Origin of the sequence: Reyranella sp. (genome assembly GCF_965228225.1) — a bacterium.
Taxonomy (GTDB): Bacteria; Pseudomonadota; Alphaproteobacteria; order Reyranellales; family Reyranellaceae; genus Reyranella.
The window spans coordinates 446,169-468,570 of record NZ_OZ245801.1 but is presented as its reverse complement, the minus strand read 5'-3'; the positions used below and the strand labels follow the sequence as shown (position 1 = coordinate 468,570).

Annotated in this window: 21 protein-coding genes; 6 read left to right on the top strand and 15 right to left on the bottom strand. The window is 66.7% G+C overall.

Annotated elements, in window-relative coordinates:
• Positions 1 to 5: 5 nt before the first annotated feature.
• Genes ACO07K_RS02230 through ACO07K_RS02205 form a run of 6 tightly spaced genes read right to left on the bottom strand, consistent with a single transcriptional unit; the run spans position 6 to position 7,231 of the window.
• Positions 6 to 1,424, bottom strand: a complete 1,419-nt coding sequence (locus tag ACO07K_RS02230; RefSeq protein ID WP_422034298.1) for an amidase family protein — start codon at positions 1,422 to 1,424, stop codon at positions 6 to 8.
• Positions 1,425 to 1,448: 24 nt separating this feature from the next.
• A complete protein-coding gene (locus ACO07K_RS02225) occupies positions 1,449 to 2,516 on the bottom strand; it encodes an ABC transporter ATP-binding protein (RefSeq protein WP_422034297.1) in 1,068 nt (355 codons plus the stop codon).
• Positions 2,517 to 2,527: 11 nt separating this feature from the next.
• Positions 2,528 to 3,451: an ABC transporter permease subunit gene (locus ACO07K_RS02220; protein ID WP_422034296.1), complete on the bottom strand. Its 924-nt coding sequence runs from the start codon at positions 3,449 to 3,451 to the stop codon at positions 2,528 to 2,530.
• Entirely contained in the window at positions 3,448 to 4,341 is an 894-nt protein-coding gene (gene ugpA, locus ACO07K_RS02215) for a sn-glycerol-3-phosphate ABC transporter permease UgpA (RefSeq protein ID WP_422034295.1), read from the bottom strand. Before ugpA ends, ACO07K_RS02220 begins: the two co-directional genes overlap by 4 nt.
• A 27-nt stretch (positions 4,342 to 4,368) precedes the next feature.
• Positions 4,369 to 5,676: a sn-glycerol-3-phosphate ABC transporter substrate-binding protein UgpB gene (gene ugpB, locus ACO07K_RS02210; protein WP_422034294.1), complete on the bottom strand. Its 1,308-nt coding sequence runs from the start codon at positions 5,674 to 5,676 to the stop codon at positions 4,369 to 4,371.
• 19 nt (positions 5,677 to 5,695) lie between these two features.
• Entirely contained in the window at positions 5,696 to 7,231 is a 1,536-nt protein-coding gene (locus ACO07K_RS02205; RefSeq protein ID WP_422034293.1) for an alkaline phosphatase family protein, read from the bottom strand.
• A 97-nt stretch (positions 7,232 to 7,328) separates the two neighbouring features.
• On the opposite strand from ACO07K_RS02205, the gene ACO07K_RS02200 reads away from it, so the two are divergent.
• The 3 genes from ACO07K_RS02200 to ACO07K_RS02190 are packed head-to-tail and all read left to right on the top strand — an operon-like array spanning position 7,329 to position 10,232.
• Positions 7,329 to 8,225: a LysR substrate-binding domain-containing protein gene (locus ACO07K_RS02200; RefSeq protein WP_422034292.1), complete on the top strand. Its 897-nt coding sequence runs from the start codon at positions 7,329 to 7,331 to the stop codon at positions 8,223 to 8,225.
• 43 nt (positions 8,226 to 8,268) lie between these two features.
• Complete coding sequence (locus tag ACO07K_RS02195) at positions 8,269 to 9,513, top strand: MgtC/SapB family protein (protein WP_422034291.1); 1,245 nt, start codon at positions 8,269 to 8,271, stop codon at positions 9,511 to 9,513.
• A gap of 26 nt (positions 9,514 to 9,539) precedes the next feature.
• On the top strand, positions 9,540 to 10,232 hold the full coding sequence (locus tag ACO07K_RS02190) for an alpha/beta fold hydrolase (protein WP_422034290.1): 693 nt from the start codon (positions 9,540 to 9,542) through the stop codon (positions 10,230 to 10,232).
• Here ACO07K_RS02190 and ACO07K_RS02185 read toward each other — a convergent pair.
• From ACO07K_RS02185 to ACO07K_RS02165, 5 genes are all read right to left on the bottom strand, one after another.
• Entirely contained in the window at positions 10,201 to 11,097 is an 897-nt protein-coding gene (locus ACO07K_RS02185; RefSeq protein WP_422034289.1) for a DUF3592 domain-containing protein, read from the bottom strand. The two genes, ACO07K_RS02190 and ACO07K_RS02185, sit on opposite strands and share 32 nt — an antisense overlap.
• Positions 11,098 to 11,101: 4 nt before the next feature.
• Positions 11,102 to 12,091 carry a Bug family tripartite tricarboxylate transporter substrate binding protein gene (locus ACO07K_RS02180; RefSeq protein WP_422034288.1) on the bottom strand — a complete coding sequence of 330 codons (990 nt, stop codon included), beginning with the start codon at positions 12,089 to 12,091 and terminating at the stop codon, positions 11,102 to 11,104.
• Between the two features lie 77 nt (positions 12,092 to 12,168).
• Entirely contained in the window at positions 12,169 to 12,852 is a 684-nt protein-coding gene (locus tag ACO07K_RS02175) for a hypothetical protein (RefSeq protein WP_422034287.1), read from the bottom strand.
• On the bottom strand, positions 12,849 to 13,616 hold the full coding sequence (locus ACO07K_RS02170; protein ID WP_422034286.1) for an SDR family NAD(P)-dependent oxidoreductase: 768 nt from the start codon (positions 13,614 to 13,616) through the stop codon (positions 12,849 to 12,851). Before ACO07K_RS02170 ends, ACO07K_RS02175 begins: the two co-directional genes overlap by 4 nt.
• A gap of 9 nt (positions 13,617 to 13,625) precedes the next feature.
• Entirely contained in the window at positions 13,626 to 14,504 is an 879-nt protein-coding gene (locus ACO07K_RS02165; RefSeq protein WP_422034285.1) for an aldose 1-epimerase, read from the bottom strand.
• Positions 14,505 to 14,561: 57 nt separating this feature from the next.
• On the opposite strand from ACO07K_RS02165, the gene ACO07K_RS02160 reads away from it, so the two are divergent.
• The 3 genes from ACO07K_RS02160 (at position 14,562) to ACO07K_RS02150 (ending at position 18,137) form a co-directional block, all read left to right on the top strand.
• The gene (locus ACO07K_RS02160; RefSeq protein ID WP_422034284.1) at positions 14,562 to 15,344 is read left to right on the top strand and encodes an HpcH/HpaI aldolase family protein; all 783 of its coding nucleotides are present in this window, start codon (positions 14,562 to 14,564) and stop codon (positions 15,342 to 15,344) included.
• A gap of 13 nt (positions 15,345 to 15,357) precedes the next feature.
• Positions 15,358 to 16,536, top strand: a complete 1,179-nt coding sequence (locus ACO07K_RS02155; RefSeq protein ID WP_422034283.1) for an amidohydrolase family protein — start codon at positions 15,358 to 15,360, stop codon at positions 16,534 to 16,536.
• Between the two features lie 68 nt (positions 16,537 to 16,604).
• A complete protein-coding gene (locus ACO07K_RS02150) occupies positions 16,605 to 18,137 on the top strand; it encodes an ABC-F family ATP-binding cassette domain-containing protein (protein ID WP_422034282.1) in 1,533 nt (510 codons plus the stop codon).
• A 135-nt stretch (positions 18,138 to 18,272) separates the two neighbouring features.
• Here ACO07K_RS02150 and ACO07K_RS02145 read toward each other — a convergent pair whose 3' ends face one another.
• The 4 genes from ACO07K_RS02145 to ACO07K_RS02130 all read right to left on the bottom strand — a co-directional run bounded on the left by ACO07K_RS02145 (position 18,273) and on the right by ACO07K_RS02130 (position 22,337).
• Positions 18,273 to 19,520, bottom strand: coding sequence for an Hsp70 family protein (locus tag ACO07K_RS02145; RefSeq protein WP_422034281.1), 1,248 nt, complete (start codon positions 19,518 to 19,520; stop codon positions 18,273 to 18,275).
• A gap of 96 nt (positions 19,521 to 19,616) precedes the next feature.
• The gene (locus tag ACO07K_RS02140) at positions 19,617 to 20,393 is read right to left on the bottom strand and encodes an ABC transporter permease (protein ID WP_422034280.1); all 777 of its coding nucleotides are present in this window, start codon (positions 20,391 to 20,393) and stop codon (positions 19,617 to 19,619) included.
• On the bottom strand, positions 20,390 to 21,175 hold the full coding sequence (locus ACO07K_RS02135) for an ABC transporter ATP-binding protein (RefSeq protein WP_422034279.1): 786 nt from the start codon (positions 21,173 to 21,175) through the stop codon (positions 20,390 to 20,392). Before ACO07K_RS02135 ends, ACO07K_RS02140 begins: the two co-directional genes overlap by 4 nt.
• 148 nt (positions 21,176 to 21,323) lie before the next feature.
• Positions 21,324 to 22,337 carry an ABC transporter substrate-binding protein gene (locus ACO07K_RS02130; RefSeq protein WP_422034278.1) on the bottom strand — a complete coding sequence of 338 codons (1,014 nt, stop codon included), beginning with the start codon at positions 22,335 to 22,337 and terminating at the stop codon, positions 21,324 to 21,326.
• Positions 22,338 to 22,402: the final 65 nt, after the last annotated feature.

Below are 22,402 nucleotides of genomic sequence, written 5' to 3'. Positions count from 1 at the left end.
GTTGCTCAGGACCCGGCAAAGACCGACGGAGCGCGGCGGCGCCAGTCGAAATGCCTCTCCCAGGCGGCGCAGAACTGCAGCACCTTATCGTCTGCGAACCGTGGTCCGATGACCTGCAGGCCGACCGGCAGTCCGGACGGCGACCAGCCGCAGGGGATCGAGGCCGCCGGCTGGCCGGTCAGATTGAAGGGGTAGGAGAAGGGCGTCCATCGCGCCCAGGGCACCGGCTTGTCCATATCCATGTCCGGCGGTCCATCGGCTTCCGCCGCGAACGGCTCGATCGGCACCATCGGCATCACGAGCAGGTCGAACGTCTCGAACGCCTCGGCCACCGAGCGGTTGAAGGCGGCCCGCGCCTGCAGGGTCCGGAAGTGATCCTCGAGTCGGATCGATGCCGACCCCGCGACCATGCGGGCAAATCCCGGATCGATCCGCGCCACATCCTCCGGCTTCATCCCGCCATAGAGCGCGCCGCGTGCCACCCAGAGCGCGTCGAAGATGTCGATCGGATCGGGCCAGTCGAGTTTCGCGTCGACGATCTCGACTGGCAGATGTGCCGCGATCTCGCCGAAGGCGTCGGCAATCACCGCCGCGATGCCCGGATCCACGGTGACGCCGAACAGGGTCGGCGCGAGTACACAGCGCAGCTTCGGCAAATCGCCCAAGGTCTCGTGGTAGGAGATGCCGGCTGGCGGCAGCGCCTGTGGGTCGCGCGCATCCGGTCCCTGGACGACGTCGAGCGCCAGCGCATAGTCCTCGACGCGGTTGGTCATGGGACCCGCATGCGACAGATGCTCGGTCGGGCTGAGCGGATAGGTCGGCACGCGCGCAAGCGTCGGCTTCAGCGAGAAGATGCCGCAGAACGAGGCGGGCACCCGCATCGAGCCGCCGCCATCGGAGCCCAGGGTTAGCGGCACCGTGCCGTCGGCCACGGCGACGGCCGAACCCGAGCTCGATCCGCCTGCGGTCTTCGAAAGGTCCCACGGATTGCGCGTCACGCCGTAGAGCGGCGAGTTGGACGCCGCCTTCCAGCCCAGCTCGGGCGTCGTCGTCTTGCCGATCATGATCGCGCCGGCCGCGAGAAGCCGCTCGACCGACGGCGCCGTCTCGGTCGCCACCGAATCGACGTAGAGCTTCGAACCGCGCTGCGTCTTGTAACCCTCGACCAGGAAGAGATCTTTTATGCCGACCGGCACCCCGTGGAAGGGACCGCGGAACGACCTGGCGCGCGCCTCCTTCTCGAGCTCCGCCGCCCGCGCCTTCGCATCCTCGGCAAAGACCGCGCTGTAGGCGTTCACGCGTGCCTCGGTCTCCTCGATCGCATCCAGCGACGATTGGACCAGCTCCACGGGCGAGACCTCGCCCTGCCGTACGAGACGCGCCATCTCGACCGCGCTCAGGGCTGCGTACTGACGCAGTTCCATCCTCATCCTCCCGATCCTGCTTTCCTAGAGGCGCTGGCCCGACCTCGCGTCGAACACGTGCACGTCCTTGCCGCGCACGATCACGCCGTGTTGCGTGGCCTCGCCCAGTTCTGTGTCGGGCGGCACCGCCACCACGAATCCGCCGCGTCCATCGTCGAGATGGAGCAGCTTCACGCTGCCCAGATCCTCGACCAGCTCGACCCGGCCTCCGAGGCCGCCGGCCTGCGGCAACCCGAGCGTGAGGGCATCGGGCCTGACGCCGACCACCACTTCCTGTCCCGGCGTACCGATCCGCTCGCCCTCGCCCGCGATCGACGCGCCGCCCGCGAGCACGATCGCGCGCCCGTCAGGTGCTACCGTGCCCTCGAAGAAGTTCATCGGCAGCGAGCCGATGAAGCCCGCCACGAACAGGGTGGCCGGCCGCGCGTACACCTCGCCCGGCGAACCCACCTGCTCGACCCGGCCGGCATTCATCACGATCAGCCGGTTGGCGAGCGACATGGCCTCGACCTGGTCGTGCGTCACCAGGATCGAGGTGGCGTCGAGCCGCAGATGCAGGCGCTTCAGCTCGGTGCGCATCTGGTGGCGCAGCTTGGCGTCGAGGTTCGACAGCGGCTCGTCGAACAGGAAGACCTTGGGTTCGCGGATGATGGCGCGGCCCATGGCCACCCTCTGGCGTTGGCCGCCACTCAATTGCGTGGGCTTGCGGCCAAGGAAATCGCCGATGCCCAGGATGCCGGCGACGCCCGCCACCTTGTCGCGGATGGTTGCCTTGGACGCGTGCGCGATCCGCAGCGAATAGGACATGTTCTCGGCCACGCTCATGTGCGGATAGAGCGCGTAGTTCTGGAACACCATGGCGATGTCGCGCTCGCGCGGCTCGAGCCGGTTGACCACACGGCCGTCGATCGCGATCTCACCGCCGGTGATTTCCTCCAGGCCCGCGATCATGCGCAACAGCGTGGACTTCCCGCAGCCGCTCGGCCCCAGGATAACGGCAAACTCGCCATGCCGGATCTCGAGGTCGATGCCGTGCAGGACCTGGGACGTCCCGTAGGACTTCTCCACTTTGCGAATGTCAACGGTGGCCAACGAATGCTCCGCTATTTTTCCGAGTCGACGAGGCCTTTGACGAACCAGCGCTGCAGCACGATCACCACCATCACCGGCGGCAGCGTGATCAGCAGCGCCGACGCCATCAGCGTGTTCCATTTCGGCACGGCCTCGGGCGCCGCGGAAATCTGCTTGGACAGGCCGATCACCGCCGTCGTCATGCTGGCGTCGGTCGTGATCAGCAGCGGCCACAGATACTGGTTCCAGCCGAACACGAAGAGGATGACGGTGAGCGCCACCACGTTGGTGCGCGACATCGGCCACAGCACGTCGATCAGGAAGCGGATGGGCGACGCGCCGTCGATCTTGGCGGCTTCCAGCAGCTCCTCGGGGATGGTGAGGAAGAGCTGGCGAAACAGGAAGGTCGCGGTGGCCGAGGCCATCAGCGGCAGGATCAGGCCGGCATAGGAGTCCAGCAGGCTCCATTTCACGACCGCCTCGATGTTCCAGCCGGTCAGGCTCTCCAGCGGCCCGCGCAGGCCCGTCTCGTCGAGCAGCCAGCCCAGCCCCTGCAGCGGATGGGCGGCCACGGCGTATGTCGGCACGATGCGGACCTCGATCGGCAGCATCAATGTCGCGAAGATCAGCCAGAACGCCGTCATCCGAAAGGGAAAGCGGAAATAGGTGATGGCGAACGCCGAAAGGATCGACACCGAGATCTTGCCGACCGTGACACCGACCGAGACGATCAGCGAATTGACGAGCTGGCGACCGAGATCGCCGCGCTCGATTGCCACCTTCAGGTTGGCCAGCAGCTCGTTGCCCGGCGTCAACGGCATGGGCACCTGCAGCACGTCGGACAGCGTGTGGGTGGCGGCGATCAGCGCGTAATAGAGCGGCAGGCACACCGCGACCACGCCCGCGATCAGCAGCAGGTGACAGAAGAGGTCGAGCTTGGGGGTCCGCTCGATCATTGGGCGTACTTCACGCGCCGTTCGAGATAGCGGAACTGGATGGCCGTCAGTCCGATCACCAGGATCATCAGGATCACCGACTGGGCCGAGGACAGGCCGAGATCGAGGCCGAGGAAGCCGTCGGCATAGACCTTGTAGACCAGGATGTCGGTCGCGCCGCCGGGACCGCCCTGGGTGAGCGCGTGGATGATGCCGAACGTGTCGAAGAAGGCATAGACGACGTTGATCACCAGCAGGAAGAAGGTGGTGGGCGAGATCAGCGGAAAGACGATGCTGACGAAGCGCCGGATCGGCCCCGCCCCGTCGATCGCCGCCGCCTCGATCAGCGAGCGCGGGATCGCCTGCAGGGCGGCGAGGAAGAACACGAAATTGTAGCTCACCTGCTTCCAGGCGGCCGCCACGATGACCAGCAGCATGGCGTCGCTGCCGTCGAGCAGCGGGTTCCACGGGATGCCGAAGCCCTGCTTCAGCATCAAAGCAACGGCGCCGTAGATCGGGTGGAACAGGAACAGCCAGAGCACGCCCGCCAGCACCGGCGCCACGGCATAGGGCCAGATGATCATCAGCCGATAGACCGACTTGCCCCTCGCGACCCGATCGACCAGCACCGCGAAGCCGAGGCCCGCCAGCACGGCCGAGGCGGTCGTGCCCGTGCTGAAGATGGCGGTGCGGTAGATCGAATTGAAGTACTCCGGACTGGTCAGCACGTCGCGGAAATTGTCGAACCACACGAACGTCGAATGCTGGCCGAACGGATCGGTGATGGTGAAGGCCTGATAGAGCGCCTGCGCGGCCGGCCAGAAGACGAAGATGGCGAGGACGAGCATCTGCGGCGCGAGCAGCAGGAAGGCCAGCGGCTTGTGCCGCTGGAAATTCACCCGCTTGATCATGGCATCAGCCCGCCGCGCCGCTGCCGCTCAGTTGCCGCGCTGCCGCTCGAAGCGGCGCAGGATCTCGTTGCCGCGCCGCACCGCATCGTCCATCGCCTGCTGCGCCGTCTTCTTGTTCGCCCAGACGGCTTCCATCTCCTCTTCGAGGGCCGCGACATACTGGTTGGCGTTGCCCAGCCGCACCGTCATCGTGTTGAGCGTCGGCGTGCCGCGCTGCACCTGGGTGATGGCCACTTCCTGCTGCGGGTACTTGTCGTAATAGCCCTCGGCCTTGACCTTCTCGTAGGCGGCCTTGGTGATCGGCATGTAACCGGTATCCTTGTGCCACTTGGCCTGCTGGTCCGGACTGGCGAGGTGCGCCAGGAAGGCGGCCACGCCCTTGTATTCCTCGGGCTTGTGGCCCTTCAGCACCCAGAGCGCGCCGCCGCCGATCAGGCTGTTGTGCGGGGTCGTACCGGCCTCGTACGGCAGGGGCGCCGCCTCGAAGGCGAACTTGGCGCTGGCCTGCAGCGAGGAGAAGACCGCCGAGGAATGGGTCATCATCGCGCAACGGCCCGAGGCGAAGGCCGGCGTCGCGCTGCTGCCCTGGCGGCCGGAATAGGTGTAGCGGCCGTCGGCGACCCACGACTGAAGGCGCGCGATGTTCTTCACCACATCCGTCTTGTTGTAGGTGAAGGTGGCGGCGAGCCCGTCGAGCCCATTGTGCAGGGTGGCGATCGGGAGATCGTGGATCGTCGAGTAGTTGTCGACGTGCACCCACTGCTGCCAGCCCGAGGTGTAGCCACACTCGAAACCTGCGGCGCGGAGCTTCGTCAGGTACTCGCCCATCTCGTCCCAGGTCGCGGGCGGCCGCGTGAGGCCGGCCTTGGCGAAGCCCTCCTTGTTGTACCAGAGGATCGGCGTCGAGACGCTGAACGGCAGCGACAGGAGCTTCATGTCCTTGGTGCGGTAATAGTTCAGCACCGGCTGAATGTAGTTGTCCCAGTCGATCTTGTAGCCCTCGGCCGCCAGCAGGTCCTGTACCGGATAGACCGCGCCCGACAGCAGCATGCTCTGCGTACCCTGGCCGATCACGACCAGCAGGTGCGGACTCTTGTTCGCGCGGAAGCCGGCGATCGCCGCATTGAACGTCTCGTCGTAGGTGCCGCGGCCAGACGCCACGACCTTGTAGGCGGTCTGGGCGTTGTTGAAGCTGTCGATCTGCTGCTTCAACGCATCGTCGATCGGCCCGAGCGTCGGGTGCCAGAACTGGATCTCGAGCGGCGCGGCGGCCGCAACCGAGGCCGTGAAGGCGGCGATCATGCCTGCGAAGGCGCCGAGCAATCTGTTTCTCATGACGGATTCCTTCTCCTGATCAGGGGCGGACGTGAAGGCCCTTGGACGAAACGTGCATGCCGGTGAGGTCGCGCGCGTTCGAAACGATGCGCCACGACAGCATCTTCTGCGCATAGGCCAGCATGGCCGGCGCCGACGCGGGATCGCGCGACAGGTCGTTGAAGCAGTGCGGGTCGGCGGCGAGATCGAAGAACAGCGGCGGCAGCGCGGCGAAATGGACGTACTTGAAGCGCTCGTCGCGGATCACCGCCAGCGAGCAGGCGTCCATCGGCACCTCAAGCGCCGTCTCGGAATCGGCGGCGCCAAGCCCGCGGAAGTCGAATTCCCAATGTACTTCGCGGCGCCAATCTTCCAGCGCACGTCCATGCAGCAGCGGCAGCAGCGAGCGCCCGTCGCACTGGCGCGGAATGTCGAGGCCGAGCCAGTCGAGCACCGTGGGCATCACGTCGACCGCCTCGGTGAAGCGCTCGATCGCCGTGCCCCGGCTGGCGTTCGCCGCCGGCCTGGGATCGCGCACGATCAGCGGCACGTTATAGGCCTCGTCGAAATAGCCCTGCTTGCCGAGCATCCAGTGGTCGCCCAGCAGCTCGCCATGATCGGCGGTCACGACGATCAGCGTGTCGTCGTAGAGGCCCCACTCCTTCAGCTTGTCGATCAGGCGGCCGACCTGGTCGTCGACCTCCTGCACCATGCCGTAATAGGTTGCCCGCAACTGCGCGATGTCGCCGGCGCTGAGATCGGCGACCAGCCCCTGCCCGGTGACGAAGTAACTCGCCTGGTTCTGCGAGCGCAGATAGCTGGCGAGAAGGGGATGCTGCTCGGCCTCCGCATCCACCGTCTCCGCGCGGCGGGGCGCAGGCATGTCGGCCGGGTCGTAGAGCGTGTTGTAAGGCTCCGGAGCGATGAACGGCGGATGCGGGCGGATATAGGCCGCGTGCGCGAACCACGAGCCATTGCGGCGCACCGAGATGTAGTCGAGCAGGCGATCCGTCAGGAAGGCGGTGATGCTGTCCTGCGCCTTGAAGCGCGCCGGCGGATAGGTCGGTCCGTGGTCGCCGGGCGGGCTCGCCGGCCGGTAGATCTCGGTGACATCGTCGGCGAAGGGATAGCCCTTGGCCTTGAGATCGGCCATCCACGGATAGGGCAGCTCCGGCAGATGCAGCTCGGGCGCGAAGCCGGGCATGACGGATTCGTAGGTCCGCAGCGCCGGGTCGTCGGGCGGCAGGCCGGTCGGATCGGCCGTCGTGTCGGTGTAGCCGAACAGCGCCGGATCGTAGCCGGCCTTGCGGCATTCCAGGCCGATGTTGGTGAAACGGCGCGCCAGCGGCGTGCCGTTCCGCATGACCCCGTTATTGTGCTGGTAGGTGCCGGTCAGCAGCGCCGCGCGCGACGGACCGCAGGGAGACGCCTGCACGAAGTGGCGGCGGCAGAGCACGCCATCGGCGGCCAGCCGATCGAGATTCGGGGTCTTCAGGACGGGATTGCCCGCACAGCCAAGTGCATCGGCCCGCCACTGATCGATGACGATGAAGAGGATGTTCCTCCGCGCGACCATCAAGTGCCCCCTTTCCCCTCGGGGGATCATCGGGTGCACGGACTGATAGGACAATTTAATATTACTTCTGTAACTTAAAAAATATTAATACTTGATCATGCTGCACACACAGATCCGCGCCTTCGATGCCGTCGCCCATAACGGCAGCTTTTCGCGAGCGGCCGAGGCGCTGGGACTGACCCAGCCTGCCGTCACCATTCAGGTGAAGGCGCTCGAGGAACGCTATGGCGTGAAACTGCTCGAACGATCGCGCCGGTCGGTGCGCCTTACGGAAATGGGAGAACGCCTGTTCCGGATGTCGCGCCGATATTCGAGCCTGGAAGAACAGATGCGCGAGGTCCTGACCGAGTCGTCCGAACTCGAGAGTGGCCAGCTCAGCCTGACAGCGGATGGACCGCATATCGCCATGGGCGTGTTCGCCCGCTTCCTGGCGCGCCATCCCAACATCGGCCTCTCCGTCGCGATGGGCAACACGCGCTTCGTGCGCGAGCAGCTGCTGGAGCGGCGGACCGACCTCGCCATCCTGCCAGGCGTTGAACGTCATCCCCAGATCCATGCCATGCCGCTGTGGCGGCATACCGCCGTGCTGATCGTGGCCAACGACCATCCTTGGGCAGGCCGCGAGAGCGTGCGGCTGGCCGAGCTCCACGACCAGCCCATGATCTCGCGCGAGGAAGGCTCGAACACCCGGCGCATCACCCACGCCGCGATGGCGAAAGCCGGGGTCCGGCCCCGCACCGTCCTGGAGCTGGGCAGCCGCGAGGCCGTCTGCGAAGCGGTCGGCGCGGGCCTCGGCTTCAGCATCATCTGGGAATTGGAAGCGAGCGCTTCGACGCGTTTTCGTACGCTTCACTTTCGCGACGCCAAGATCACGAGCAGCGACTACGTCGCCTGCCTGAAGAGCGAGAGCATGCGCCGCAGCATCAAGGCCTTCTTCGCCGTGGCAGCCGGCCTATCCAATCAGCGCGCCGCGACCCGGCGCGGCATGCCCTGAAGTACTGCATCGCCCGCATGGTCCGGTGCTACAGTCCGAGAGAATGTTGGAACCCTCACCCCTCTTTCTCGGCTTCGTGGTCGCCCTCGGCGTCGGCCTGCTGATCGGCATCGACCGCGAGCGCAAGAAGGGCGAAGGGCCAGGCCGCGGCGCCGCAGGCCTCCGCACCTTCACCCTGGCTTCGCTGGCCGGGGCAACGGGTGCGGCGGCCGGAAGCGATCTGCTGCTGGCGGCGGTCGTGCTGGGGATGGTCGTCTTTGCCGGCCTCTCCTACTGGCATGCTCGCGAAACCGATCCCGGCCTCACGACGGAGACGGCGCTGGTGGCAACGACGCTGCTGGGCGGGCTCGCCATTCGCGAGCCGGCCTTTGCTGCGGGCGTGGGGGTGATCGTTGCCCTGCTGCTCAATGCCCGCGCCGCCTTGCATCGCTTCGTCCGTTCGGTGCTGACCGACGGCGAGATCCACGATCTGCTGATCTTCGCCGGCGCCACGCTGGTCGTTCTGCCGCTGCTGCCCGATCATCCGATCGGCCCCTACGGCGCGCTGAACCTGCGCACGATCTGGCTGGTGGTGATCCTGGTGATGGGCGTCGGCGCGCTGGGCTACATCGCCGTCAGGATCGTGGGACCGCGCTACGGCCTGCCGCTGGCCGGCCTCGCCTCCGGCTTCATCTCGAGTTCAGCGACGATCGGCGCCATGGGCGCACGCTCGAGGCGCGATCCGCATCTGATGAAGCCCGCGGCCGCCGGCGCAACCATGTCCTCCATCGCGACCGTCGTGCAGCTCGGCATCCTGATTGCCGTCACCGACCTCGCCGCCTTCCGGGCCATCCTGATGCCCCTGCTGTTCGCGGGAGCGGCGGCGATCGTCTACGGCGGAGCTTTCACCCTGTGGGCACTGCAGGCGGACAGTGGCAAGGTCGAGGAAACACAAGGCAGCGCCTTCAGCCTGCGCACCGCGCTGATCTTTGCAGGCATCCTGGCCGGCGTCCTGCTGCTCGCCGCGGCCCTGCAGGACTGGTTCGGCGAAGCCGGAGTCATCTTCGCCGCGGGCGCCGCGGGGTTTGCCGACACGCACGCACCCGCCATTTCAGTCGCCTCGCTGGTCGCGGACGGACGGATGACGCCGGCGGCGGCCGTAGTCCCGATCCTCGCCGCCTTCTCGACCAACACCGTGACCAAGACGCTGTTCGCCCTCACCTCCGGCGGTCGGCGCTTCGCGCTCTATGTCGTTCCGGGCCAGCTTCTGATGCTGGCGGCGGCATGGGCCGCGCTGCTCCGCGCTTGAGCCCAATGACCTCAGGAGTCAGCCACGTGAGATCGCTCGTCCTCCTCCCCGGCTTCATGTGCGACGCCGATCTGTGGACCGACATGCTCCCGGACCTCGAACCGTTGGGCGCCTTGCATTTCGGCAACGTCTACCAGGACGACTCGCTCGAAGGCATGGCCGCACGCGTGCTGGCGGAAGCGCCGGAACGCTTCGTGCTGGTCGGTTTCTCGATGGGTGGGTTCGTCGCGCGCATCCTCACCCTGATGGCGCCGGAGCGTGTATCCGGCGTGGCCTTCGTCGCCTCCTCGGCCCGCGGCTATTCCGACGAGGAGCGGGCACGGCGCATCTCGGGCTTTCGGCCCGGCGACCGGCCGCCGCGCGAAGCAGGAACAGTCACCACGGCGATGGGCCTGCATCCCGACCGCGAGACCGATCCGGTGCTGCTCGACCGCCTGCGCGGCATGCAGCGGCGGCTGGGACCCGAGGTGCGCAAGCGCCAGGCCTCCCTGGTGCGGCGCGACGGCTATGCCGATCTCGGACGCATCGCCTGCCCGTCGCTGGTGGTGGCCTGCCGCCAGGACCGGCTGCGGACACTGGCCGAGACCGATCGCATGGCGCAGGCGCTGCCCCGGGCCAGCTTTCGCATCATCGAGGAGTGCGGCCACATGGCCCCGCTCGAGAAGCCGCACGAGCTTTCGGCCCTGCTCAGGGAATGGATCGAGAGTTCCGGCCTGTAGCGCGGCGGCGGTTCCAGCGTGAGAGGCGAACCGCCAGGCCGAAGAGCAGCGCCACAACGAAGAACGTCGCTGCCGGCAGCCAGAGGTCGGTGAACGACGTGATGCGGGCGCGCCCCGGCCGGTTGCGATCGTAGACGACATTGACGACGTCGCCCGCCGCAAGGGCGGTTCCGCTGCCGCCCCGGCCATGGAACTCGATCTCGCGGCCCTCCGGCGTGGTGAAGCGCACGATGGGCACGAAGGTGATGCTCTCGGCGTCGCGGCGGACCGCGCCACCGCCCGGCCCCGTCACCTCTTCCGCGACCATGGACCGGCTCTCCCGAATCTCCGTCACGGTGCCGCGGGCGCGGCCGCCTACGGTGTAGAGGTCGACCGTGCTCCACAGGACGAAGACGCCGATGATCAGGGCCGACAGGGAAACCACCGTGAAGGCACGCTCGCCGACCAGCGCAAGGTCGGCATTGCGGGAGAGCGCCCAGGCGACGGCGCCGAACATAAGGCAGAAGCCTCCTAATCCCGCGACGATGACAGGCACCAGCCAGAGCCGCTCAAACGTGTCGAGGCGGAAATCGTGCGGACTCTCGGGCAGGTAGAGAACGGTGACGGCATCGCCCACGGAGAAGTCCGGTGCGCCGGAACCGAGCTCCCTCACCTCCAGGCTCTCGCCATCGGGCAGCCGGAAGCGCACCACCGGTGCGTACAGTCCGCCCTCGCGCAAGACCGCGGCGACCACGCCGTCGGCGCGTTCGCCCAGGAGTACGTGTCGAAGACTGCTCAGCCCCATCAATACGCCGCCGGCCGCGATCAGACCGCCGATCCCGAGGATCACGAGAGCGATGCGGCGCCAGTTCGCGTCGATGGCCATGAGCCTATTCGAGCTTGAGGTTGGCCTTGCGGATCACCGGAATCCAAGTATCGGCCTGCGTACGCATGATCTCGAAGAAAGCCTCCGGCATGGTGAAGCGCGCCTCGGTGCCGAGGTCGTCGAACCGGCGGATGACAGTCGGATCCTGCAGAACGGCTTTCATGGCAGCGCTCAGCTTCGCCAGCACGGGCGCTGGCAGCCTGGCGGGCGCGATCAGGCCCAGCAGGTTGATCGCCTCGTAGCCCGCAATCGTATCGGCGACCGCCGGCACGTCGGGCAGCGCCGGCGCGCGCTGCAGCGAGGTGACCGCGAGCGCCCGCAACTTGCCGTCCTTGATGAGCGGCAGCGCCGTCGCGATCGGTTCGAACTGGAACTGGATCTGGCCCGCCATCAGGTCGACCAGGCCGGGTGCCGTACCGCGGTAGTGCACCGGCTCGAATCGGACGTCGGCGCGCTGCTCCACGAGCAACCCGGCCAGATGCGTGAAAGAACCGGCGCCGGCCGTGCCCATCGTCATCTTGCCCGCTTCCTTGCGCGCCAGCTCCAGGAATTCCGGCATCGTCCTCGCCGGCATCGACGGGTTCACCAGCAGGACCAGCGGCTGGAACGATACAGCGCTGACGAAGGTGAAATCCTTCTGCCAGTCGTAGGGCGCGCGGCCGAACAGGGCCGGACTGTTGGTCAGCGAAGCCGAGGTCATGAGCAGCGTGTAGCCGTCGGGCGCCGAGCGTGCCACGAACTCCGAGCCGATCATGGCCCCTGCGCCCGTCCTGTTCTCGACGACGACCGGCTGGCCGAGTTCGGCCTGCAGGCGCGCCGCAACGATCCGTGCCGTGACGTCGACATTTCCGCCGGCCGCAAAAGGCGCAACAATCTTTACCGGCTTGGTCGGCCAATCCTGCGCCCCGGCCGGCGCGACGTTGATCTGGAGAGCCAGGACGGCGAGGCCCAACGAAAGACAACGCTGGGCCCACATGAGATAGGAGGTTTGCATCGGCCGACTTTGCGCAAAGCCTGCGCTCCGATCCACCGGCAATGCGCAACGGACACCATGTTGCGGAATGCCAGTGGTCAGGCGTTGCGCCGGCGCAGACGGTCGATCAGCTCGGCCAACCGGCTGCCCTGCGGCGTGGCGGGGTCGAGCAACTTATCGCGCGGCGTGTCGCGCGCCAGCCGGCTGATTTCCGTCAGCGCCCGGATATGCTGGCGGCGGGTGAGGCGATACTCCGACGACCGGTGATGGAAAAAGAGACGCCTGAGCTGGCCGTCGCCCACCAGCGCGTTCAGTTCGCTGGCGGTCACGTAGAGCAGGAAGCACACGAAGATCCAGACCTGCACCGCAATGAAGCGATGCCAGGTGAAGTCGACCAGCACCATCTCGACGATCTGGTCGAGGCTATGCGCCTTGAAGGCAACGTCCAGGACCTCCTCCAGGAAGCGCACGATCAGGACGACGAGGGAATAGAAGACGGTCTTGTACAGGATCGGCTGGATCAGCGGCGCACCGCGGAACTTGTCGATGATGCGGACCTTGTCGACGACCAGCACCACCTTGCCCACGATCAGCGCCATCGTGCTGGCCAACAAGAAGCTGCTGAGGTTGAACCAGTAGTCACGCGCCAGCAGGTTCGTCATGAGGACGATCAAGTTGAAGGCAACGAAGAAATAGCAGGTCGGCGGAAGCAGATGGCGAAACAGCCCGACCCACCACCCGAAGAAGCGTTTGGGCAGCGAGGCAATCTTAGCGGTGTTCACACGCGGCCCCCGTCCACGACGAAATCCTGCGCCGTGACCAGGCGGCTGTCGTCGGACGCCAGCCACAGCACCATGCGCGCGATATCCGGCGCATAGAGCAGCTCCTTGAGACACTGCGCGCCCAGCTGGGCAGCCTTGGCTTCCGGCGTCACCCAGAGGTCGAGCTGGCGCTGGGTCATGATCCAGCCGGGCGTTACAGCATTGAGCCGGATGCCGTCGCCCCCGAGATCGCGCGCGAGGCCGCGCGTCATGCCGATCACCGCGGCCTTGGCCGCCTGGTAGACGGAAAGGTTGGGCGTCATCGTGTGGTAGCTCACCGAGCTGAAGTTCACGACCGAGCCGCCGCCCGCCTTCTTCATCCCCGGCGCCACCGTCTGGATGGCGAAATACGCGTGGCGCAGATTGACCGCGATGCGCTCGTCCCAGAAGTCCGGCGTCACCTGGTCGATCGTATGGCGATCGTCGCGCGCGGCATTGTTCACCAGGACCGTGATGGCCCCGAGCTTGCCCGCCACGCCTTCGATGGCGCTCTGATAGGCCCTCACATCGCGGATGTCGCAGGACACGAATAGCGGTGCAGGATGGCCGGCCGCCTGGATGCTCTCGACCAGCGCCGTCGACGAGGCTTCGTCGATGTCGACGAAGCCGACGCGTGCACCCTGCGCGGCGAAATGCTCGACGATCGAGGCGCCGATGCCCGAACCGCCGCCCGATACGAAGACGGTACGGCCCGAGAGGCTGGGATAGGAAGCGAAGGGCGGCATGACACTCCTCTAGATCTGAACCAGCCGGAAAGTGATTGCGCCCCCGAGCGTGGCGCCGGCAGCGAGCCGCGTCTGCCCGATCGCGCCGTTGGCGTGGCTCACCGGCTCGACGCAGAAATGACGTTGGCCGTCCGGAACATAGATCACCAGATGACGAAATGCCTCCGTCGCCGTGAGGACGAGGCGAAGGCCGCGCTGCGGCCAGGTGACGGTGGCCTCGCCGTCCCAGCCGTCGAAGCAGTGATCGAGCCCCATCCCGTCGACGCGGCGCGAGGCGGAGAAATCCCATTCGGCCGGCACCGGCACGCGTTGCAGCGGCAGGACCTCGGCATCGGTGCGCCAGACGCCTGCGAGACGGCAGGCGAGCTCGGTATCGGCATCGCGCACGAAAAAAGGATGCAGGCCCAGGCCTGCCGGTACGTCGCGGTCCTCGAGGTTCTCGATCGAGAGCTCGACGGTCAGGCCCGTCTCTTCGAGCACGAAGGACTGACGAGCCCGATAGCGGAACGGCCAATCCACGCCCGCAGCCCCGCGCTCGTGCAGATAGGCGAGTTCCGCGCGGGTGCGCTCGTGGTGGAGCACCTGCCAGGCATGCCGCCATCCATCGCCATGCATGGGATGGCGAATCCCCGGCCAGTTGCGCGCCAGCTGGAACAGTTCGCCGTCGAAGCCGAGACGGCCGTTCGCGATGCGGTTGGAATACGGCACCAACGGATAGCAGGCCGTGTCCATACCGGTTCCGGAAGCCAGGGCGGCGTCGGTGGCAGGCCGCAGCAGGTCGCCTTCATCCTTGCCGGGGCCTTCGACGGCAAAGCGTGCGATCGAGCCGCCGGCGCCCGGGGCCAGATCCACGGCCAGCCGGCCCGCCCGCAGCGACAAAAGCGTCACGCATTCCTCCGTCGCTGTGTAAACTTCCCCGTTCTCAAATGACGAGGAAACGCATCGATGTCGAACATGCTGAAGAAGCGGCTGCAGGCCGGCAAGGCCTGCGTCAATGGATGGCTGGCGATCCCCGATGGCTTCGCCGCCGAGACCATGGCGCAATGCGGCTGGGACAGCGTCACCGTCGACATGCAGCACGGCGTGCAGGACTACCTCTCGATGGTCCGCTGCTTCCAGGCGATGGACAAGTACCCGATCACGCCGCTGGTGCGCGTGCCCTGGAACGAGCCCGGCATCGTCGGCAAGGTCCTGGACGGCGGCGCCTGGGGCGTGATCTGCCCGATGGTGAACACGGCCGCCGAAGCCAAGGCGCTGGTTTCCTATTGCCTCTATCCGCCCAAGGGCAAGCGCTCCAATGGCCCGATCCGCGCCGGCGCCTATGGCGAGGCAACGCCCTACCAGGCGATGGCCAACGATGAAGTGCTGGTCATCCCGATGATCGAGACGCAGGAAGCGATCGACAATATCGACGCCATCCTCGACGTGCCGGGCATCAGCGGAATCTATATCGGCCCGTCCGATCTCGGCCTGTCACTCGGCCTCAAGCCGATGCTCGACCGCGAGGAGCCGCAGATCCTGTCGATCTACGACAAGCTGCTCGCCGCCACCAATAAGCGCGGCCAGTTCGCCGGCCTGCACAACGGCACCGGCAGCTACGCCGCGAAGATGGTCCACAAGGGCTTCCAGCTCGTCACCATCGCCAACGACGCCGCCCTGATGGCCAAGGCGGCGCGCGAGGCGGTGGACCTGACGCGCAAAGAAGGCGGCCCGACGGCCGCCAAGTAAGGCGAGCAGAGGCGTGCGCTTCACCAACGCCACGCTGCCCGACGGCAGCCGATGCGATATCGAGGTCGAGGGAGGGCGGATTTCCGCCCTCCTCCCGGCTTCGGCGAAGGCTGGCGAAGGCGACACCGTCGATCTGACGGGAACGATCGTCCTGCCGCCGCTGGTCGACGGCCATATCCATCTCGACAAGACCCTGCTCGGGCTGCCGTGGGTGCCCAATCAATCCACCGGCAACACGGTTTCGGACCGCATCGAGGCCGAGCGCCGCGTGCGCGCGGCGCGCACCGTGCCGGAATTCGACACCGGCTCGAACCTGGTGCGCCAGGTCGTGGCCAGCGGCACGCTGCACATGCGGACGCATGTCGACATCGACAACCAGCTCGGGCTCCGGAACCTCCACGAAGTCCTGAAGATCCGCGAGCATTTCCGCGATCTCGTCACCATCGAGATCGTGGCCTTCCCGCAGAGTGGCATCCTGCGCTCTCCCGGCACGCAGGAGCTGCTCGACGAGGCGATCGCCGAGGGCGCGGACCTCGTGGGTGGCCTCGATCCGGTCGGGATCGACGGCGATCTCGACGCCCATCTCGGTGCGGTGTTTGCCATCGCCCAGCGTCGCGGTGCCGGCGTCGACATCCATCTGCACGATGGCGGCGAAGCCGGGCTGTCGCAGATTCTCGAAATCGCCAGACGCACCGAGGCGACGGGCCTGCAGGGCAAGGTCGCGGTCAGCCACGCCTTCGCGCTGGGTTCGGTCTCCACCGACAGCGTCACCCGCGCCGCCGATACGCTCGCCCGCGCGGGTGTCGCCATCATGAGCCACGGGCCCGGAGGCGCGACCATTCCGCCGCTCAAGCTGCTGCGCGAGCACGGCGTCGAGGTGTTCGGCGGCTCCGACAATATCCGCGATGCCTGGTCGCCGTTCGGCAACGGCGACATGCTGGAGCGCGCCATGCTGATCGGCTATCGCGCCAACTTCCGCCACGACGAGGAACTGGCGCTCGCCTTCGACATGGTGACGGCGGCCGGGGCACGCGTGCTGGGCCTTGCCGACTACGGGCTGAAGGTCGGCGGTCCGGCTGACTTCGTGACCGTCGAGGCGACCACGCTCGCCGAAGCCGTCGCCAGCCGCAAGCGCCGCAGCCTGGTGGTCAAGTCCGGCCGCATCGTCGCCCGGAACGGCGTGCTGGTCTAGCAACGCGACGGCTGGTCCCTCACGCCCCGTGGTGGTAAACGCCCGGTCGTTTTCGCGTAGGACAGACAATGGCATCGCGTCAGGCCGTGCTCGGTATGGAGCAGGCTTCCTTCTTCTACGGCTCGGGCCGCGTCTTCGAGAACGTGTCGTTCCTGCTGGACGATGCGCGCACGGCGCTGGTCGGCGAGAACGGCGCCGGCAAGTCGACCTTGCTCAAGTGCCTGACGGGCGCGCTCGAACTCAATGCCGGCCAGGTGGTCCGCTCACGCGGCCTGCGCATCGGCCAGGTGCCGCAGGATGTGCCCGAGGGCCTCGCTGCACATTCTGTTCGTGACGTTCTTGGCCGGTCGCTCACCAAAGTCGGGCAGGACGGCGAGGACTGGCGCATCGACGTGCTGGTCGACGAGATCGGTGTCGAGCCGGAGATCCTCGACAAGCCGTACGGCACGCTGTCGGGTGGGTGGCAGCGGCTGATGCTGATCGCGGCGGCAGCACGGCTCGAGGAGCCCGACATCCTGATCCTCGACGAGCCGACCAACCATCTCGACCTTGCCAACATAAACACCCTCGAGCGCTGGCTGACGGGCGAGTTCTCGGTGCCGATGCTGATCGTCAGTCACGACCGCGAGTTCCTGGATCGCGTGACCGAACGCACGCTGTTCCTGCGCGCCGATGGCGTCCATGCCTTCAAGACGCGTTTCTCGATCGCGCGCGAGGAGCTGCTGCGCCGCGACGCCACCGCGGCGGCGCGGGCGCGACAGGAGGATCGCGAGATCAAGCGGCTGGAACAGGCCGCGGCGCGCTACAAGGTCTGGGCGGTCAAGAACCCCGACCTCAACAAGCGCAAGAACGCCGTCGAGAGCCGCATTGCCCGCATCGAGAAGGAGCGCACCCAGACCTATGTCGCGCGCGAACGCCGGCTCGAACTGGCCGATGGCGACATCGACGCCAAGGTGGCGCTGCGCCTGTCGAACCTCGACATCACGGTGCCGGGATCGGGGCGAAAGCTGATCGCCATCGACCGGCTGGCCATCGCCGCGGGCGAGCGCGTCGCCCTGCTCGGCACCAACGGCACCGGCAAGTCGACCTTGCTCGCCGCGCTGGCGGCCGCCTACGAGCCCGACCGCGAGCATTATGACGGACAGGCCGCCGTGCGCTTCAATCCGGCCTGTCGCCTGGTCTATTTCGACCAGGCGATGAGCGCGCTGCCGGTCGGAATGAAGATCCTCGACTATGTGGCCTCGGCCGAGGGCGTGACCGAGAAGGAGGCGATCCGCCACCTTGCCGGCGCGGGCTTCGCCTTCGTGCGCCTGAAGGAGCCGATCGGCGTGCTGAGCCACGGCGAGCGTGCGCGGCTGGTGTTCCTGAAGATGAAGCTGCTGCGGCCGAACTTCTACGTGCTCGACGAGCCGACCAACCATCTCGACATCGAGGGCCAGGAAGACCTGGAGGAGCAACTCGAGAAGAGCGACGTCTCCTGCATCTTCGTGAGCCACGACCGCTTCTTCACGCGCACCGTGGCGACCCGCTTCCTCGAGATCCGCAAGGGCCGCCTGGTCGAAACCGACGACGCCGACGCCTTCTTCGATTCGCAGGCCTGAGCTTCCTCCCATTCAGATGGGGAGGTGCCCCGGTCTTCCGGGGCGGAGGGGTCATGCACTACGTGACGAGGAGTATGACCCCTCCGTCGCGTATGACGCGCCACCTCCCCATCCTGAATGGGGAGGCGGAATTTATCAGGCGCGCCCCGACATCTGAGCGAGACCAAGCGCGACCGAGAGGAGATCTGAGCCGCCGGCGATGCGGGCTTCGGGCGCGGCCCGCGCGACGGCCTTGCGCACCGCAGGCACGCGGCTCGATCCGCCGGTGAGAAAGACGGTCTCGATCGCGTCCGGCGTCAGGCCGGCTGCGGCGATGCAGGCGCCTGCCGCCTCGGAAAGCCGGTCCGTCGCAGCGCCGATCGCCTGATCGAACGCGCGGCGCGTCGCGACGGCCGACAGACCCGCTTCGAGGAATGCGAGGGGAATGGCGACGCGATCCTCCGTGCTGAGCGCGATCTTGGCCTCTTCGACGGTGAAGGCCAGGCGATGACCCAGCCCCTGCTGCAGCAGCTTGAGGAGCCGCGAGACCTTGTCGGGCTCGCGGGCCAGCGCCACCAGTTCGGCCACCTCGCGCTCGTTCCTGTAAGTGTAGGCGAAGTTGATCGTCGACCAGGTGGCGAGCTGGTGATAGAGCGCGTTCGGCATCGGCAGGCTCTTCTTCACGAGTTGCGTGCCGAGCCCCATCAGCGGCATCACCGACGCGAGGCTGAGCGCGGTGTCGAGATCCGTGCCACCGATACGCACGCCGGTGCTGGCCAGCACGTCGCCGCTGCGATCCGCCCGCCCGCGTCGCTCGGGGCCGACGCGCACGATCGAGAAGTCGCTGGTGCCGCCGCCGATGTCGGCGATCAGCACCAGTTCCTCGCGCGCTACGGTCTGCTCGTAGTGATGGGCAGCGGCGATGGGCTCGTAGGCGAAGGCGATCTCGCGGAAGCCGGCCTGCCGCGCCACACGCTCAAGCACGGATTGCGCGCGCGCATCGGCCTGGTCGTCGTCGTCGACGAAGCGCACCGGGCGGCCCAGCACGACGGACTCGATCTCCCCGCCGGCGAAGGCTTCCGCCTTCTCCTTGAGGTTCCGGATGAAGATCTCGACGACATGGGTAAGCGGCACCTTGCGGCCGCCGAGGCTGGTCTCCTCGTCGATCAGGGGCGAGCCCAGGATCGACTTCAGCGCCCGCATCAGCCGCCCCTCGGTCTGCTCGACATAGGCCGCGATGGCGGCATTGCCGAGCACGACCCGGCCCTTGGTTTCGTAGTCGAAGAACACCGCGCTGGGCATCAGCGTGTTGTCCGCCTCGATCGGCGCCAGCTCGGCCACGCCATTGCGCATCACGCCGATCGCCGAGTTCGACGTTCCGAAATCCAGTCCGCACGCGATCATGATGGTCCCCGGGGAGGCGAAGGGGGTGTCATCTATTACGATGCGCCACGCGTTGCCAGACCGTTTCTTTTCGCCGAGCCCCTGCGCGATGGACTGCTAGGCGACGATCTCGCCGCGGAAGGCCCAGCGGGTCATCCGCTTCTCGACCATGGCGCAGACCGCATACATGGCCACGCCCATGATGGCGATGGCGAACAGGCCGGCGAAGGTGGTGGGCGCGTCGTTGCGGGCGCTTGCCGAGAGCATCAGGAAGCCGATGCCGTTGTTGCCGCCCACCGTTTCGGAGATCACCGAGCCGATGAAGGCGAGCGTGATCGCCACCTTGAGGCTGGCGAACAGGTAGGGCATCGCGCGCGGGATGCCCACCTTGGTCAGGATTTCGAGCCGCGTGGCGCCGAGGCTGCGCAGCACGTCGCGCATCTCGGGCTCGATGGTGGCAAGCCCGGTCGCCACGTTCACCACGATCGGGAAGAAGCTGATCACGAAGGCGGTGATGACCGCCGGCAGCGAGCCAACGCCGACCCAGATCATCAGGATCGGCACGATCGCCACCTTGGGGATCGCGTTGAAGGCGATCAGCAGCGGATAGAGCCCGGAATAGATGAAGGGCGAGGCGCCGACCGCGAGGCCGAGCAGCAGGCCGAATGCAATGGCCAACAGGAAGCCGATCATCGTGGTCCACAGCGTGTCCCAGCTATAGGCCATCAGGATGTCGAAGCGCTGGACGAAGACCGCGAAGATCTTGGTCGGCCTGGGCAGGATGATCTCCGGCACCTGGAAGACGATGCAGCAGACCTCCCAGACGATCAGCAAGCCCGCCAGGACCAGCCACGGCATGGCGTGCTTCAGCGCCTCACGCCTAAGGTCGCTCATGGCGCGTGCTCCTGGTGGATGCGGTCGCGCAGCTCGTGGACGATGTCGACGAAGTGCGGCTCGAAGGTCGTCTCGAGGGTACGCGGCCGCGGGAGGTCGATCTTCTTGGCCAGCACGATGCGGCCCGGCCGGCGGCTCATCACATAGACCGTGTCCGCGAGATAGACCGCCTCGCGCAGGTCGTGCGTCACCAGCACGCCGGTGAAACGCTTCTCCAGCCACAGCGCCTGCATGACGCCCCACAGCTCTTCGCGCGTGAAGGCGTCGAGCGCACCGAACGGCTCGTCGAGCATCAGGAGCTCGGGCTCGTGGATCAGCGCGCGGCACAGGTTCGAGCGCTGCTGCATGCCGCCCGAAAGCTGCCAGGGGTACTTGTCCGCGAAATCGGCTAGGCCGACCGTCTTCAGCAGCTTCATCGCGCGCTCGACATACTCGGCACGATGGCTGCGGAAGCGGCGCTTGTGCGGCTCGACCACCTCCATGGGCAGGAGGATGTTGTTCATCGTGGTGCGCCACGGCATCAGGGTCGGATTTTGGAACGCCATGCCGACGCCCTTGATCGGCCCCGTCACCTTCCTGCCGTCGACAACGATCTCGCCGCCCGACGGCGGCAGCAGGCCCGTGACCAGTTTCATGATGGTGGACTTGCCGCAGCCGGACGGCCCCACGACGGCGATGAACTCGCCCTTCTCGATGCCGAACGTGGCATCGGCCAGGGCCAGCGTGGTGTCCTTGCCCAGCCGGTAGGTGAGGCTGACGCCCTTGAGATCGACGAAGGCCATCAGATCATCTCCCCTCCCCCGTCAAACGGGGGAGGGAAAGGGAGGGGGAGAGCAACAACATGATTGTCTTGAGTGTGAAACCCATGGTGCTGCCTTCCCCCTCCGCCCTTCGGGCACCTCCCCCGTGTGACGGGGGAGGAGTTTGATTCTACTTGGCGACCATCCGGTCGGCCTTGGGCGGCAGGTAGGCGTTGCTGAAAACCTTGTCGGGCGCCGGCGCGTTCGGCAGACCGAAGGCCTCGGACACGTCCTTCACGGCGCGGGCGAAGCGGGCCGGGTCGACGTCGCCCATCCCGTTGGCCTTCACGTAGGGCGTCAGGATATTGGTCTCGAGCGAGATCTTCAGGCGCTCCAGCTCGAGCTTCTCGTCGATCAGCGGATCGCGCTTCTTGGCGGCGGCAATGCCGAGTTGCGGGTTGGCGATCACGTCCTTCCAACCTTTCACCGTGGCCGCGAGGAAACCCTTCACGGCCTTCTCGTTCTTGATCATGTCGGCCGAGATGACGATGCCGTTGCCGTAGACGTCCATGCCGAAGTCGACGAAGCGCATCGCCACGATGTCCTCGAACGCCACGCCCCGCGCCTTGAGGTCGAGCATCGACGAGAAATAGTGGCCGGAGATGAAGTCGACGGTGCCCTGGACCAGGCTCTGCTCGCGCAGCTGGGGCGTCAGGTTGACGTGCTCCCACTTGGTGATGCCGTTCTTCTTGGCGAAGGCCGGGAACAGGCGGAAACTGGCGTCGAACACCGGGGCGCCGAGCTTCTTGCCCTCGAGGTCCTTCGGCGTCTTGATGCCGCTCTTCTTCAGCGCATAGACGCCGAACGGCGCAAAATCGTAGACCATGAACACGCAGAGCACTTCCTTGCCCGGGTTCTTGGCGTTGTATTCGATGGTCGAATTCACGTCGGCGAAGCCGATCTGGTAGGCCCCCGTGGCCACGCGCTGCACCGCGCCGGCCGAGCCCTGGCCCGGATCCATCGTGACGTCGAGGCCTTCGGCCTTGTAGTAGCCCTTCTCCAGAGCCACCAGGAACGGCGAGGTCGGGCCCTGGAAGACCCAGTCCAGGGTGAACTTGATCGCGGTTTGGGCATTGGCCGGGAGGCTCCCGAGCGCCAGCGCGACCGCGGCCGCACTGCCCAGCATCTTGGCGAATTTGCTCATGTTCTTGATCCCCCTGAGTTCCCTGCTCGGCGACTCTTAGGCGGACATTTCACGCCCGCCAAGGG

What these genes read in the sequence shown, in the direction of transcription:
- ugpA (WP_422034295.1), bottom strand. Translation starts at nt 4,341, where the DNA reads ATGATCAAGCGGGTGAATTTCCAGCGGCACAAGCCGCTGGCCTTCCTG.
- ACO07K_RS02160 (WP_422034284.1), top strand. Translation starts at nt 14,562, where the DNA reads ATGTCGAACATGCTGAAGAAGCGGCTGCAGGCCGGCAAGGCCTGCGTC.
- ugpB (WP_422034294.1), bottom strand. Translation starts at nt 5,676, where the DNA reads ATGAGAAACAGATTGCTCGGCGCCTTCGCAGGCATGATCGCCGCCTTC.
- ACO07K_RS02180 (WP_422034288.1), bottom strand. Translation starts at nt 12,091, where the DNA reads ATGCAAACCTCCTATCTCATGTGGGCCCAGCGTTGTCTTTCGTTGGGC.
- ACO07K_RS02220 (WP_422034296.1), bottom strand. Translation starts at nt 3,451, where the DNA reads ATGATCGAGCGGACCCCCAAGCTCGACCTCTTCTGTCACCTGCTGCTG.
- ACO07K_RS02140 (WP_422034280.1), bottom strand. Translation starts at nt 20,393, where the DNA reads ATGAGCGACCTTAGGCGTGAGGCGCTGAAGCACGCCATGCCGTGGCTG.
- ACO07K_RS02205 (WP_422034293.1), bottom strand. Translation starts at nt 7,231, where the DNA reads ATGGTCGCGCGGAGGAACATCCTCTTCATCGTCATCGATCAGTGGCGG.
- ACO07K_RS02200 (WP_422034292.1), top strand. Translation starts at nt 7,329, where the DNA reads ATGCTGCACACACAGATCCGCGCCTTCGATGCCGTCGCCCATAACGGC.
- ACO07K_RS02145 (WP_422034281.1), bottom strand. Translation starts at nt 19,520, where the DNA reads ATGATCGCGTGCGGACTGGATTTCGGAACGTCGAACTCGGCGATCGGC.
- ACO07K_RS02150 (WP_422034282.1), top strand. Translation starts at nt 16,605, where the DNA reads ATGGCATCGCGTCAGGCCGTGCTCGGTATGGAGCAGGCTTCCTTCTTC.
- ACO07K_RS02230 (WP_422034298.1), bottom strand. Translation starts at nt 1,424, where the DNA reads ATGGAACTGCGTCAGTACGCAGCCCTGAGCGCGGTCGAGATGGCGCGT.
- ACO07K_RS02135 (WP_422034279.1), bottom strand. Translation starts at nt 21,175, where the DNA reads ATGGCCTTCGTCGATCTCAAGGGCGTCAGCCTCACCTACCGGCTGGGC.
- ACO07K_RS02185 (WP_422034289.1), bottom strand. Translation starts at nt 11,097, where the DNA reads ATGGCCATCGACGCGAACTGGCGCCGCATCGCTCTCGTGATCCTCGGG.
- ACO07K_RS02130 (WP_422034278.1), bottom strand. Translation starts at nt 22,337, where the DNA reads ATGAGCAAATTCGCCAAGATGCTGGGCAGTGCGGCCGCGGTCGCGCTG.
- ACO07K_RS02170 (WP_422034286.1), bottom strand. Translation starts at nt 13,616, where the DNA reads ATGCCGCCCTTCGCTTCCTATCCCAGCCTCTCGGGCCGTACCGTCTTC.
- ACO07K_RS02195 (WP_422034291.1), top strand. Translation starts at nt 8,269, where the DNA reads ATGTTGGAACCCTCACCCCTCTTTCTCGGCTTCGTGGTCGCCCTCGGC.